The sequence below is a fragment of the Methylocystis sp. genome (assembly GCF_021731785.1).
Classification (GTDB): Bacteria; Pseudomonadota; Alphaproteobacteria; order Rhizobiales; family Beijerinckiaceae; genus Methylocystis.
Map to the genome: position 1 here is coordinate 89,404 of NZ_JAKFWS010000016.1, position 13,773 is coordinate 103,176.

Genomic DNA, 13,773 nt, shown 5'->3' on the forward strand with positions numbered 1-13,773 from the left:
TTGAAGGAATGAGCTCCAATGGAGCGGATCTGGTTGAAAAGCTACAGCGCGGGAGTCCCTGCGGAAGTCGATGTCAGGGCTTATCGCTCCATCGCCGATCTTTTTGAGCGGAGCGTCGCGAAATTTTCGGACAAGCCCGCATTTATTCAAATGGGCGCGACTCTCACATACGCCGAAGTCGATCGCCTGTCCCGCGACTTTGCAGCCTATTTGAGCGAGGAGCTTAAACTTCAAAAAGGCGCGCGCGTCGCGTTGATGATGCTCAACATTCTTCAATATCCCATCGCGATGCTCGGGGCGCTCAGGGCGGGATATGTCGTAGTCAATTGCAATCCGCTCTACACCGCGCGCGAACTCGAACGGCAGTTGGCGGATTCCGGCGCCGAAGCCATCGTCATCATCGAAAATTTTGCGTCCGTTCTGCAAGAAGCGCTGCCCCGGACGGCGATCAAGCATGTCATCACGACGCGGATCGGCGACATGCTGGATTGGGGTCAGGGAACGCTCGTCAATTTTGTCGTCAAATATGTCAGGAGGCTTGTGCCGGCTTGGAGCATTCCGGGCGCGGTGAAATTTCGCATCGCATTGCGGCGGGGCGCGAACCTCGCTTGGACGGCGCCCTCGATAGAGCCCGACGACATCGCCTTTCTGCAATATACCGGCGGAACGACCGGCGTGCCGAAAGGAGCGATGCTGATGCATCGCAACATTGTCGCTAACCTCCAGCAACATCACGCGCATTTGAACGCCGTGCTTCGGGAAGGGCGCGACGTGGTGATTACGGCCATACCGCTTTTTCACATCTATGCGTTGACGGTCAGCTGCCTGCTCGCAATCAAGGTTGGCGCGGCCAATGTGCTGATCGCTAATCCGCGCGACATAGCGGGACTCGTGAAGGAGCTAGCGAAATACAGATTCACCTGCCTTCCCGGCGTCAACACCTTGTTCAAGGCGCTCCTCGATAGTCCTGAATTTGCGCTGCTGGATTTTTCGAGTTTTAGCATCGCCGCCTCGGGCGGCTCCGCGTTACAGGAAGCTGTCGCGACCAAATGGAAAGCGATCACCGGCAAGACGCTGATCGAAGCTTACGGCCTGACCGAGACGTCGCCCGTCGTGACGTGCAATCCAACGGACCTGGCCGAATACAACGGCTCGTGCGGCGTTCCGATTCCCTCGACGGAAGTCGCCATCAAAAACGAACAGGGCGCGGACCTGCCTGTCGGCGAAGCCGGCGAACTCTGCGTGCGCGGTCCGCAAGTCATGAAGGGCTACTGGAACAAGCCCGAAGAGACGGCGAAGGTCATGACATCGGACGGCTTCTTGCAGACGGGCGACATCGCGACAATGGACGAGAAAGGCTTCGTGCGCATCGTTGATCGCAAGAAGGACATGATCAATGTTTCCGGTTTCAAAGTTTATCCCAATGAAGTGGAAGAAGTCATTTCCATGCATCCCGGGGTGCAGGACGTCGGCGCGGTCGGCGTTCCCGATCCGGTTTCGGGAGAGGCTGTCAAAGTGATCGTCGTCAAGCGCCATCCGTCCTTGACGGATGCCGAGCTCAGGACGCACTGTCGTAAATATCTCACGAGCCATAAGGTTCCGCAGGTCATCGAGTTTCGAGACGAATTGCCGAAAACGAATCTGGGCAAGATTCTGCGAAGAGCGTTGCGCGACTAGGGCATTAGGCGCGACGACGCGCAATCATTCGGAGGCGTTGGGATGCCTGTCCACAATGCCGAAATCGCCGCGATGTTCGACCAGACGGCGGAGCTCCTTGAGATCAAGGGCGATAATCCGTTTCGCACGCGAGCCTATCGGCGCGCCGCGCGCGTTCTTGAGAGTCTTCCCAAGAGCGTGGCGGCGATGTTGCGCGAGGGCGAAGACCTCGCGCAACTGCCGGGGATCGGCGAAGATCTGGCGAGCAAAATCGCGACGATTGTCGAGACAGGCAAATTCGACCGGCTGGAGTCGCTCAAACGCGAGCTTCCCGGAGATCTTGGCGAAATCGCTGCCATTCCAGGCCTTGGCCCGAAACGCGTCAAGCTGCTCATTGAGAATCTCGGCGTTCGTTCGATCGAGGACGTTCGCCGCGCGGCAAGGCGAGGCCGATTGGGCGAGCTTCCCGGCTTCGGCCCCAAGCTCCAACAAAATATCTTGGCGGCGCTCGCCAAGCCCGTCGCCGCGAAGCGCTTCAAATTGCCATTCGCCGAAGCGGAATCGGGCGCGCTGATCGATTGGCTCAGTCGCGGCTTGGATGGCGGCCGCGTCGTGGCGGCAGGGAGCTTTCGGCGCCGTCGCGACACCGTGGGCGATCTCGATATTCTTGCGACGACAGCCCATGCGGCGCCGGTCGGCGACAGGCTCGTCGAATATGAGAATGTCGCGCTGGCGCTCGCCCATGGCCCGACGCGTACGACTGTTGTCCTGCGTTCAGGGATTCAGGTCGATCTGCGCGTCGTCAAGGAAGAGAGCTATGGCGCCGCTCTGATGTATTTCACGGGTTCAAAAGCTCATAACATCGCCCTGCGCAATATCGCGAACGATCGCGGCTGGAAACTCAATGAATACGGCTTGTTCGACGAGGACCGAGCCATCGCCGGCGAAACCGAGGAAGGAATATACAAGAAGCTCGGTCTTCAATTTGTTCCGCCGGAGTTGCGCGAGGATCGGGGCGAGATCGCGCTCGCGCAGAAGAATGCGCTGCCCCATCTCGTGCAATTGTCCGACATTCGCGGCGACCTACATGTCCATTCCAATTGGAGCGACGGAAACGCGACGATTGCCGAGATGGCGCAGGCGGCGAAAGCGCGCGGTTACGCCTATATGGCGTTGACCGATCATAGCCGGCGCGTGACGATCGCCCATGGGTTGGATCGCGCCCGCATGTTGCGCCAGATGGACGAGATCGACCGTCTCAACGCCAAATTACGCAGCTTTACCGTGCTGAAGGGCGTCGAGGTCGACATTCTTGCCGACGGAAGTCTCGATTTGCCAGACGAGGTTTTATCGCGGCTCGACATCGTTGTCGCCGCGGTTCACTACAAATTCGACTTGTCGCGCGACGAGCAAACGAGCGCATCATCCGGGCGATGGACAATCGGCATGTATCGATCTTGGCCCACCCAACCGGTCGCTTGATCGAAGAATGCGCGCCCTATGACATTGATATGGATCGCGTGATGAAGGCGGCCAAGGAACGCGGCTGCTGCCTGGAGCTTAACGCCGAGCCCGATCGCCTTGACTTGACAGACGTCGCCGCCAAGGCTGCAAAGGAATTGGGCGTGCAAATAGCAATCTCCACGGATGCGCATTCGACCGCCGGTCTCGCATACATGCGCTATGGCGTGGACCAGGCGCGTCGCGGATGGTTGGAGCCTAGCGATGTCATAAACACGCGGCCGCTACGGGAGCTCAAGAAATTGATTGGGCGATAGCCGCGGCGCTATGGCGCATGGCGGCGTCGCCTTGAGGTCGTCATCGGGTTCTTGCCCATTAAGGAGCTGTTGCATAAGCTCAATTGGCCAAGTCCGACGCGAGAACGCCTCTGATCGACACCGCATATTGGACGATGGAAGAAGAAGCGTGGTGGCTACGGGAAGCATTAGATGCGCGCCCCTGAAAACGCTGCTCGATATGCGACGATCCAGAAGGATCCGGCCTCATTTGCGGTTCCGCCAAACCTTGCGGACTATCGCGCCGTCTGCGCCACGTTCAACTGGGAGGCGGCGCGAGCGGGTTTGAGCGGCTTACCGCACAGCAAAGGCCTGAATATCGCTTACGAAGCAGTGGATCGACATGCGTACGGGCTTCGCGCGGATCGGGTGGCGCTGCGTTGGATTGGGAAGACCGGAGAACGTCGCGACTATTGCTATCGCGAACTGGCCTTCGAGACCAATCGTTTCGCAAACACCTTACAATCCATGGGCGTTAAGCCGGGCGACGCCGTCTTCGTTCTACTCGGCCGCGTTCCGGAGCTTTATGTCGCCATTCTGGGTGCGTTGAAGATGAAATGCGTCGTCACGCCGCTCTTCTCCGCCTTCGGGCCAGAGCCGATCGCGACCCGCATGGAAATCGGCGACGCGCGCGTCTTGGTTACGACCGAAACGCTTTATCGGCGTAAGGTCGAAGCGCTGCGAGGGCGATTGCCCAGGCTTGAGCATGTCATTCTCGTCGACGCCGAGGAGCCCGGCGAAGGCGTCCATTCCTGGCGCAAGCTCACGCAAACAGCCTCAGACGCCTTTGAGATCGCGCCCACAGATCCGCAGGAGACGGCGCTGCTGCATTTCACCAGCGGCACGACCGGCCGCCCCAAGGGCGTCATACATGTGCACGAGGCCGTAGTAACGCATTTCGCGACAGGACTCTATGCGCTCGATCTTCATGACGACGATCGCTTCTGGTGCACAGCGGACCCGGGCTGGGTGACTGGAACGAGCTATGGGGTCATCGCGCCGCTCACGCATGGCGTGACCAATATTGTCGTCGAGGCGGAATTCGATGCGCCCACATGGTACGGCCTGCTCGCGCAGGAACGGGTCACCGTGTGGTACACCGCTCCCACCGCCATCCGCATGATGATGAAGCTCGGCGCTGACACCTTGAAGGATTACGATCTTTCCGCCTTGCGTTTCGCCGCCAGCGTTGGAGAGCCGCTGAACGCCGAGGCGGTGGTGTGGGGCGCAGAGGCCTTTGGCCTGCCGTTCCATGATAATTGGTGGCAGACCGAAACGGGCGGCATCATGATCGCTAATTTCGCGTCGATGGACATCAAGCCCGGCTCGATGGGCCGGCCCTTGCCGGGCATCGAAGCGGCAATCGTCAGGCGAAAGCCAGACGGCGGAGTTGAAACGGCCGACGTTGGCCAAGAAGGCGAGCTCGCGCTCAAAAGCGGCTGGCCATCGATGATGCGCGGCTACCTTCACGAGGAAGCGCGCTATCGTAAATGCTTCGCTGGCGAATGGTATCTGACTGGCGATCTCGCGCGTTGCGACGGTGACGGCTATTTCTGGTTCGTTGGACGCGCCGACGACGTGATCAAGTCGTCGGGCCATCTCATCGGCCCCTTCGAAGTCGAAAGCGCGCTCATGGAGCATCCCGCCGTCGCCGAGGCGGCGGTCATCGGCAAGCCGGATCCAATCGCCGGCGAGATCGTCAAGGCGTTCGTCGCCTTGAAGCTCGGATTAGAAGCGAGCGAAGCTATGCGCAAGGAACTGCTTGGACACGCCCGCAAAAGGCTCGGCGCTGCCGTGGCGCCCAAAGAAATCCAGTTTTGCGCCAATCTGCCGAAAACCCGCAGCGGCAAGATCATGCGGCGCTTACTCAAGGCGCGCGAGCTCGGGCTGCCGGAAGGCGATCTATCGACGCTGGAGAGCGATGAGCGATGATCAAGAGAGTGCATCTCGATCACGCACACATGCAGCATCTCTTGAAGGCGATGATCCGCATCAGGCGTTTCGAGGCCAAATGCGTCGAGCTCTATCAGGCGCAAAAGATTCTCGGCTTTCTTCACCTCTATGACGGCGAGGAGGCGGTCTCTGTCGGCGTGATGGAGGCGCTGACGCAAGACGACGCCGTCATCGCGACCTATCGCGAACACGGCCAGGCGCTCGCTCGCGGCGTCGATCCGAAGTGCCTGATGGCCGAAATGATGGGTAAACTCAACGGATGTTGCCGTGGACGCGGCGGCTCGATGCATTTTTTCGATCGGGCGCGTCGTTTCTATGGCGGCAACGCCATCGTCGGCGGAGGGATGCCGCTGGCGCTCGGCGTTGCGCTCGCCGACAAGATGCAGGGACGATCCGCTATCACGGCCTGTTTCTTCGGCGAAGGAGCGGTCGACGAGGGCGAGTTCCACGAGACGCTCAACTTGGCCAGCCTCTGGCGGCTTCCGATCCTGTTCGTCTGCGAGAATAATCTTTACTCCATGGGCATGGCGGTTGAACGCGCGGAGGCCGACATCGACTTCGTGCACAAAGCATCGGGCTACAGAGTCGCTGGCGAGAAGGTGGACGGCATGGACGTTGTCGCCGTCGAAAGCGCGGCGAGAAACGCCATTGACAGAATACGCAGCGAAAACGAGCCCTATTTTCTCGAATGCCGAACCTATCGATTTCGAGCGCATTCAATGTTCGACGCGCAACTCTACCGCTCGAAGGATGAAGTTGAAGTTTGGCGCAAAAAGGGGCCGATCGTCCGCTTCCAGACCTGGCTGGAAGCCAATCGCTTGATCAAGCCCGAAGAGCTTGCGACGATTGAAGAGGAAGTCGACAAAGAAATCGCGGCGGCGGTTGCTTTCGCCGAGGCTGGCCCCCTTGAGCCAGTTTCAGAACTCGAACGTTTCGTCACGATGGAGGAGGTTCCATCGTGAATGCGCCGCAAGCGACTGCCGCCGCCACGCGGCTGACCTATCGTGAAGCCTGTAAGCAGGCGCTTCGCGATGCGCTGCTCTCCGATCCGCGCGTCTTCCTGATGGGGGAAGACATCGGCCGCTATGGCGGCTGCTACGCGGTGACGAAGGGGCTTCTAGAGGAATTCGGCGAGGAACGCATTCGCGACACGCCGCTTTCAGAGAGCGCCTTCGTCGGCGCGGGCGTCGGCTCCGCCATGGTGGGGATGCGGCCGATCGTCGAAATCATGACGGTGAATTTTAGTCTGCTGGCGCTGGATCAGATCGTCAACAACGCCGTCACCATTCCCCATATGTCGGGCGGGCAATTCGCGATCCCCCTAGTCATTCGCATGACCACCGGTGGCGGGCGACGCGTCGCCGCGCAGCATTCGCGCAGTCTCGAGGGCTGGTATGCGCATATCCCCGGACTGCGCGTCCTGACGCCCGCCACGGTCGAGGACGCGCGCTTCATGTTGAAGGGCGCGCTCGCCGACCCCAATCCGGTGATTATTTTCGAGCATGTCATGCTCTACAATATGGAGGGCGATCTTCCATCGGACATGAAGGAGGTCGATATCGCGCACGCGAAAGTGCGTCGCGCCGGACGAGACGTAAGCCTCATCACCTATGGCGGCAGTCTGTTCAAGACTCTGCAGGCGGCCGACGCATTGGCGTCCGAGGGGATCGAGGCGGAAGTCATCGATTTGCGCGTGCTCAGGCCGCTCGACACGAAGTCGATCCTCGACTCGGTCGCAAAGACCCGCCGCTGCGTCATCATTGATGAAGGCTGGCGCAGCGGTTCGATCTCCGCCGAAGTGGGCATGCGCATCGCCGAGGAAGGCTTCTTTGAACTTGACGCGCCCTTGCGGCGCGTCTGTTCGCGCGAGGCGCCGATACCCTATGCGGCGCATCTCGAAGACGCTTGTCTGCCGCAGGCGGCCACGATCGTTGCTGTGGCGCGCGAACTTGTCCGTCCTTCATGAGCGACTTCAAAATGCCCGCGCTCGGCGCCGACATGGAGGCCGGCACGCTCGTCGAATGGCTTGTGAAACCCGGCGATCGCGTCAAATCCGGGGACGTCATCGCGGTGGTCGAGACGCAAAAGGGCGCGATAGAGGTAGAAGTCTTTCTGGAGGGCGTCGTCTCGAACATTCTCATTCCCGAGGGCGAGCGCGTTCCGGTAGGGACGGTTCTCGCGCAGATTGACGGCGCGCCCGGCGCCGCCCCGCCGCCTCTCATTGAACCCGCCGTCGCTGTGCTGAAGCCGGGGCCGCAAATATTGGCGCAGGCGCCGCCGACGCCGGTCATCGCGGCGCCGAGTTCGCGACTAAAAATTACGCCCGCGGCGCGGCGTCGTGCGGCGGCATTGAGCTTCGACCCAACAATGATCGTGAAAGGAACCGGCGTTGAGGGATCGATCCGGCTCGCCGATATCGAAACCTACGCGAGCGGAGCAAAGCTCGTGCAGCGCCCGGCCAAAAAAAAAGGCCTCGACCTTTCTCAAATGCGCCAAGCGATCGCTGCCGCAATGAGTCGTTCGAAGCGGGAAATACCGCACTATTACCTCACCGAAACGGTTGACCTAAACACCGCCTCGACCTGGATCGAGCGATACAACGCCGAGAAACCCCCAGTCGAACGCATTCTGCCCGCCGTGCTCTTTCTCAGGGCTGCGGCCTTGGCCTTGCGCGAGCAACCGCAGCTCAACGGCGCTTATGAAAACGGCGCCTTTATTCCTGCTTCGAGCATTCACGTCGGCTGGGCGATCTCATTGCGAGGCGGTGGGCTTATCGCGCCGGCTATACGCGACACCGACAGAAAATCGCTGGCCGAACTGATGGCGGCCATGCGCGACCTGGTGGAGCGCGCGCGACGCGGGAATTTGCGTAGCTCCGAACTCACTTCTCCCACTATTACCGTCACGAGCGTCGGCGATCGAGGAGCGGAGTCGGTGACCGGCATTATCTATCCTCCGCAGGTCGCGATTGTCGGATTTGGCCGTGTGGTCGTGCGTCCATGGGTTGTCGATGGGCGCATCGAGAGTCATCCGCTCGTCACCGTCAGCCTCGCGGCGGATCATAGGGTCACTGACGGCCATATCGGCGGCTTGTATCTCGCCGCAGTCGGGCGTCTCTTACAGGAGCCGGATAAATTATGACGGACGCCGAAATTAGAGCGATCGTTCTGGAGCTGATTGGCGACATCGCGCCCGAGGCCGATCTCGCGTTGGCTCGCGATCAAGATGATTTACGTGAAATATTTGATCTTGATTCGATGGATTTTGCCAATCTCGTCGTCGCCATTCATGATCGACTGGGGGTCAATATTCCCGAGGCCCACTACAATCGGCTCTTCACGCTGGAGCATGCGATCGCCTACCTGCATGATGCGCTCATGCAACAAAAACGGAACGATGGGTAGCGCACATCGTCAGGGATGTTTAGCAAGATGCATGTCGTCATCGATATCGGCGGAACTAGGACGCGACTCGCAGGCGCTCATGATCTTGGTGCGTTCCTACAACCCGTCATCTTCGATACGCGGCAGAACTACCGAGAAGCGCTCGACGCTCTGTACGCTGCAGCTGTAAAGGTGTCGGCGGGCGCGTCGATCGAAGACGTGGCGATCGGCGTTCCAGGGGTGCTGTCACGCGATAAGCGCGTTTTGGTTCATGCGCCCAATCTTCTGAAGTGGAATGGCGCCGCGATTGCCGACGACATCGAAGGCGCTCTCGGCGCGCGCGTCGTGCTGGAAAATGACACGGCGCTTGTCGGCCTTGGCGAAGCGACGGAAGGCGCGGGTAAAGGCTCGGCGATCCTCGCCTATGTCACGATCTCGACGGGCGTGAACGGCGCGCGCATCGTCGACGCTCAAATCGATCGTGCGACTTACGGTTTCGAAATCGGCGAGCAATTTGTCGACGATTCGACGCGCACTTTTGAGGAGCTTGTCTCGGGCCGCGCTATCGCTGTGCGCTTCAACATTCCTCCGCGCGATCTCGGCAAGGATCATCCTATATGGGATGAACTCGCCAGGATAACCGCGCGCGCTCTGCACAATGCGATCGCGCATTGGTCGCCAGACCGCATCGTCATCGGCGGCTCGATGATGAACGAAGTAGGCATTCCGATCGATCGCATATGGACGCACCTGCAGGCGCTGCCGCGCAAGAATCCGGCGCTGCCCGAAATCGCACATGCGACGCTCGGCGACTTCGGCGGATTATGGGGCGGTCTTGCGCGATTACGCGGAGAACGTGACGGGAAATCAGCTCCGGCTGGCTTAGGGAGCGCCTGACGCCGCCGTAATTTCCGGCAGGCGGTTGCGCGTATCCAAGGTCAAATAAATGACGCGGCCAAAGAACTTGTCCTGACTTCTTGGTCCGCTGACATAGATCAGGGCCGTTCCCGTCAGTTCCTGTCCAAAGACGTCGAAAAGCGTTTGGCGCGCATGGGGTGAGAGCGATTCTATCGCCTCGTCCACGATGACGAAGCGCGGCTTGTGCAGCAGAACGCGCGCAAAGGCGAGTTGTTGCTGCTCCGTATCCGTCAATTCCTTTTCCCATCGCGCTACCCGATCGAGCCATGGCGCCAAATGTTGAAGATCGAAGCGCATCAGCGCCGCGACATAGGCTTCCTCGGGGTAGCCGTTCGACGGCGACGGGTAGGATAGAATCGCGCGCAATGAAAGATCGGGTATGTAGGCGCGCTTCGGGACAAAGAGAACATGTTCCGCCGACGGCAGACGAATGCGTCCGCTCCCGGATGTCCACAATCCCGCCATCGCCTGAAACAGCCGGGTCTTGCCGGACCTCGGCTCGCCGACGATGAGAACATGTTGGTCGGGCGCAATCTCGACATGCCCTTCGCTTAAGCTCGTAAGCCCGGCAGGCGAAAGAATGCATAATTCGTCGAGGACAAGCCGATCGTCGAACGTCTCTTCGAATGAGATGCGACGAGCGTCCAAGCCGTCCTTGTCGATGTCGAGCAAGGCTTGCCGAAAGCCGCCGACGCGATGCAGCGTCGCGCGCCAATCGGCAATCGTTCCAGCATTGTCGACGAACCAGCGCAGCGACTGCTGCACTTGCGTGAAAGCCCCCACCGCCATGAGCAAGCCGCCGAAGGTGAGATTTCCCGCAAAATAAGCGGGGGCGGCGACGATGATGGGCGCGACGATGGTGAACCACCCATATCCAGCCGTGACCCATGTCAGATTGGTGGTTGCGGTGACAATTCGGCGCAGCACGTCGAGAAGACGATCGAACTCCTGGTGCAGACGATCTTCTTCCAGCTTCTGGCCGCGAGATACGGCGATCGCCTCGCCATATTCGTTGACATGCATCAGCGCGAAACGCATTTCGGATTCGCGCGCATAGCGTTGGGCGCCGAGCTCGACCAGCGGGCGCCCGACACGCCAGCTGGCGAAAGACGCGACGCTTGCATAAAGGAGTGCACACCAAACCATATAGCCCGGAATGACGATCTTTCTGTCCAACGCCTCGAATGTGACGCCTTCCGACAGTTCCCACAGCACACCGACGAAACTTATGAGCAGCAAAGTCGCCTGCAGAAGGCCGATTCCCAAATCCGTCGAGACCTCGGCGAGCCGCTGCGCGTCCGCATGAATGCGTTGGTCCGGGTTGACGCCGATTTCGCCCAGACTCGCGATGCGGAAGCAGCGATGCGATTTCAGCCACTGAAAGAACAGGTCCCGCGTCAGCCCTTCGCGCAATTTCAGCTTGGCCATCTGCGCCAGCCACGTCTGAGCGACGTTGAGAACTAGCAATGCGCCGGCGATATAGGCAAAAACCAAAAGCTGCTCGGTAACGGCGGAGAGCTCCTTTCGCGACAGCGCGTCGTAAAAAGGCTTATTCCAAGCGTTTAGCCGAATCTGGCCATAGGCCGTCGCGCTGACGATCACGATGATAGCGCCGCCCAGCCAATAGAGCGCGAATCTTTGGCGAGACGCGCGCAGGGCGTCGAGGATCATTTTGAGATGCGGCCATAGATCTCCGGCCGCGGTCGTTCGCCGAGCCTTTTCCTCCTGCTGCATGTCGTCTCGATCCGTCATCTCGAGGTGTCTCACCCAAGCATTTTACGGCGCTGTCTCCGACCGTTTCACTCCGTCAGCGGCCGGACGATCTGTTATACAAGCAGTTTAGAACAGATCGTTCCGCTAAGGCGAGGCCCATGTCCGCGCCGATACGGGCGCCGATAGAAACGACGATAATTATGTGGGCGACGCCATGAGCCGGATGGATTCTCTCCTGCGCACCATGACGCTTGACGAGAAGCTCGGCCAGCTCAACCTCGTCACGGCCGGGCAGGCCGTCACTGGCCCAATCGTTCCGAGCGAAACGACGCAAGACATTCGCGCTGGCCGGGTTGGCGGCGTCTTCAATCTTTGGGGGCGCGATGCCGTTGCGTGGACGCAGCGGTTCGCGGTCGAGGAGACTCGATTGGGCGTGCCGCTGATCTTCGGCCTCGACATTCTGCATGGATATCGCACGATCTTTCCGATACCGCTTGCGGAAGCCGGCGCTTTCGATCCGCTCTTATGGGAGCGCACGGCGCGCGCTTCGGCGCTCGAGGCGGCGTGCGAGGGCATACATCTAACCTTCGCGCCAATGCTCGACGTCTCCCGCGATCCGCGTTGGGGCCGGATTGCGGAAGGACCGGGCGAAGATCCGTTTGTCGGATCGAAATTCGCGCAGGCGAAGGTTTTCGGCTTTCAGGGCGAGAGCCTTGGTGGTCGAGGCGCGCTCGCGGCGACCGCCAAGCATTTCTGCGCAGGCGGCGCCGCTACGGCAGGCCGCGACTATGCGGCTGTCGATGTCTCGGAGCGCATGCTGCACGAAGTCTATCTGCCGCCGTTTCGCGCCGCCGTCGAAGCGGGATGCGCGGCGATCATGTCCGCCTTCAACAATGTCAACGGCGTTCCTATGACGTCGCACGACAAGCTGTTGAACGGATATTTGCGGCGCAAACTCGATTTCGACGGCGTCATCATGAGCGATTACACGGCGGTCGCGGAGCTCGTCGAGCATGGCGTCGCCGGCAATCTTGTCGAAGCGGCGGCCCTTGCGCTCACTGCGGGCGTCGATATGGATATGGTGAGCGGCGCCTACCTGCGCTGCCTGCCGGAGGCGCTGGCGCGCGGCCTGGTGGCCGAAGCCGACATTGACGCAGCCGTCGCGCGCGTCTTGCGACTAAAAGAGCGGCTTGGACTATTCGACGATCCCTATCGGTTCGCGACGCCTGCTGAAGGCGCGCAGGAGGCGCATCGGCAGCTGGCGCTGGACGCCGCCCGGCGCGCGATCACGTTGCTGTCCAATCACGGCATTTTGCCGCTTGCCGCGGATGTGTGCCGGATCGCCGTCATTGGACCCTTGGCGGATGCGCGCGTGCAGATGCTTGGTCCATGGTCGGCGGCCGGGGCGGCTGAAAATTGTGTCACGATCCTCGAAGGGCTCAAGGCCGCCTTGCCGGATTGCGACCTTATTCACTGCGCGGGCGTCTCGATAGAGTGCGACGACGAGAGGGGTATTGAACTCGCTTGCGTCCTGGCGAAAAGCGCCGATGTCGTCGTGCTCTGCCTGGGAGAATCCGCCGGCATGAGCGGCGAAGCGGCCTGTCGCGCGACGCCTGGCTTGCCTGGAAAGCAACGCCAGCTTGCGGAAAAGATCATCGCGGTCGGCGCGCCGACGATCGCGCTCCTTTCTAGCGGGCGCCCATTGACCGCGCCCTGGCTTATCGAGGAAGCGCAGGCTGTGCTCGCCACATGGTTCCTTGGCGATATGGCGGGCCAAGCCATCGCCGATGTGCTCACGGGCCGTTTTAACCCTTGCGCGCGGCTTGCCGTCACTTGGCCGCGCGATGTCGGGCAGGTTCCGATTTTTTATGCGTCGCGATCGACCGGCCGCCCGCCCGACGCAAACAATTTCTACAGCAGCAAATATCTCGATCTTCCTGTCGAGCCGCAATTTCCTTTCGGCCACGGCCTTTCCTATGGGCGCGTGACCTTGGCGAATCTTCGCGTCAATCGGCTTGAATTCCAGCGCGGCGATGAGGTCGAGGTGCGCGTCGATGCGCGTAATGAGAGCGAGGTTGCGACGGAAGAGACGATCTTTCTCTTCCTTCATGACGTCGCGGCGCGTGTCGCGCGCCCGCTGATGGAGTTGAAAGCCTGGGCCAGGGTCGCCTTGGAGCCCGGTAAAAGCAAGACAGTTGCTTTCACGCTGACCGCAGAAAGTTTCTCCTTTCCAGGCGAGGATATGGAGTTCATGTTCGAGCCCGGCGCTTTCGACATTCTGGTCGGACTCAGCGCGGACCGGAAAAATTTGTTGACCGGAAGCTTGCGCATGATTTCGACTTAACGCGCGTTGG

Annotated in this window: 10 protein-coding genes; 9 read left to right on the forward strand and 1 reads right to left on the reverse strand. The window is 60.4% G+C overall.

Features of this window, described 5'->3' with window-relative positions; translation table 11 throughout:
• Positions 1 to 18 precede the first annotated feature (18 nt).
• The 8 genes from QZ964_RS03680 (at position 19) to QZ964_RS03715 (ending at position 9,685) form a co-directional block, all read left to right on the forward strand.
• Positions 19 to 1,677, forward strand: coding sequence for an AMP-binding protein (locus QZ964_RS03680; protein WP_292528899.1), 1,659 nt, complete (start codon positions 19 to 21; stop codon positions 1,675 to 1,677).
• 42 nt (positions 1,678 to 1,719) lie between these two features.
• Positions 1,720 to 3,138 carry a helix-hairpin-helix domain-containing protein gene (locus tag QZ964_RS03685; protein ID WP_292528901.1) on the forward strand — a complete coding sequence of 473 codons (1,419 nt, stop codon included), beginning with the start codon at positions 1,720 to 1,722 and terminating at the stop codon, positions 3,136 to 3,138.
• Between the two features lie 467 nt (positions 3,139 to 3,605).
• Positions 3,606 to 5,384 (forward strand): acetate--CoA ligase, encoded by a 1,779-nt coding sequence (gene acsA, locus QZ964_RS03690; RefSeq protein WP_292528902.1) that lies wholly within the window; start codon positions 3,606 to 3,608, stop codon positions 5,382 to 5,384.
• Positions 5,381 to 6,367: a pyruvate dehydrogenase (acetyl-transferring) E1 component subunit alpha gene (gene pdhA, locus QZ964_RS03695; protein ID WP_292528905.1), complete on the forward strand. Its 987-nt coding sequence runs from the start codon at positions 5,381 to 5,383 to the stop codon at positions 6,365 to 6,367. Before acsA ends, pdhA begins: the two co-directional genes overlap by 4 nt.
• Complete coding sequence (locus QZ964_RS03700; RefSeq protein ID WP_292528909.1) at positions 6,364 to 7,371, forward strand: alpha-ketoacid dehydrogenase subunit beta; 1,008 nt, start codon at positions 6,364 to 6,366, stop codon at positions 7,369 to 7,371. The genes pdhA and QZ964_RS03700 overlap by 4 nt, the downstream gene beginning before the upstream one ends.
• A complete protein-coding gene (locus QZ964_RS03705; RefSeq protein WP_292528911.1) occupies positions 7,368 to 8,546 on the forward strand; it encodes a dihydrolipoamide acetyltransferase family protein in 1,179 nt (392 codons plus the stop codon). Before QZ964_RS03700 ends, QZ964_RS03705 begins: the two co-directional genes overlap by 4 nt.
• The gene (locus QZ964_RS03710; RefSeq protein WP_292528913.1) at positions 8,543 to 8,809 is read left to right on the forward strand and encodes an acyl carrier protein; all 267 of its coding nucleotides are present in this window, start codon (positions 8,543 to 8,545) and stop codon (positions 8,807 to 8,809) included. Before QZ964_RS03705 ends, QZ964_RS03710 begins: the two co-directional genes overlap by 4 nt.
• A gap of 27 nt (positions 8,810 to 8,836) precedes the next feature.
• Positions 8,837 to 9,685: an ROK family protein gene (locus QZ964_RS03715; protein ID WP_292528915.1), complete on the forward strand. Its 849-nt coding sequence runs from the start codon at positions 8,837 to 8,839 to the stop codon at positions 9,683 to 9,685.
• On the opposite strand, the gene QZ964_RS03720 is transcribed toward QZ964_RS03715, so the two are convergent.
• The gene (locus tag QZ964_RS03720) at positions 9,671 to 11,458 is read right to left on the reverse strand and encodes an ABC transporter ATP-binding protein/permease (protein WP_292528917.1); all 1,788 of its coding nucleotides are present in this window, start codon (positions 11,456 to 11,458) and stop codon (positions 9,671 to 9,673) included. The two genes, QZ964_RS03715 and QZ964_RS03720, sit on opposite strands and share 15 nt — an antisense overlap.
• A gap of 175 nt (positions 11,459 to 11,633) precedes the next feature.
• Here QZ964_RS03720 and QZ964_RS03725 point away from each other — a divergent pair, with 175 nt between their 5' ends.
• Positions 11,634 to 13,763 (forward strand): glycoside hydrolase family 3 N-terminal domain-containing protein, encoded by a 2,130-nt coding sequence (locus QZ964_RS03725; RefSeq protein WP_292528919.1) that lies wholly within the window; start codon positions 11,634 to 11,636, stop codon positions 13,761 to 13,763.
• Positions 13,764 to 13,773: the final 10 nt, after the last annotated feature.

Bases quoted from the DNA above. Each gene is read 5' to 3' on its own strand.
- QZ964_RS03680 (WP_292528899.1), top strand. From the start codon at position 19: ATGGAGCGGATCTGGTTGAAAAGCTACAGCGCGGGAGTCCCTGCGGAA.
- QZ964_RS03685 (WP_292528901.1), top strand. From the start codon at position 1,720: ATGCCTGTCCACAATGCCGAAATCGCCGCGATGTTCGACCAGACGGCG.
- acsA (WP_292528902.1), top strand. From the start codon at position 3,606: ATGCGCGCCCCTGAAAACGCTGCTCGATATGCGACGATCCAGAAGGAT.
- pdhA (WP_292528905.1), top strand. From the start codon at position 5,381: ATGATCAAGAGAGTGCATCTCGATCACGCACACATGCAGCATCTCTTG.
- QZ964_RS03705 (WP_292528911.1), top strand. From the start codon at position 7,368: ATGAGCGACTTCAAAATGCCCGCGCTCGGCGCCGACATGGAGGCCGGC.
- QZ964_RS03710 (WP_292528913.1), top strand. From the start codon at position 8,543: ATGACGGACGCCGAAATTAGAGCGATCGTTCTGGAGCTGATTGGCGAC.
- QZ964_RS03715 (WP_292528915.1), top strand. From the start codon at position 8,837: ATGCATGTCGTCATCGATATCGGCGGAACTAGGACGCGACTCGCAGGC.
- QZ964_RS03720 (WP_292528917.1), bottom strand. From the start codon at position 11,458: ATGACGGATCGAGACGACATGCAGCAGGAGGAAAAGGCTCGGCGAACG.
- QZ964_RS03725 (WP_292528919.1), top strand. From the start codon at position 11,634: ATGAGCCGGATGGATTCTCTCCTGCGCACCATGACGCTTGACGAGAAG.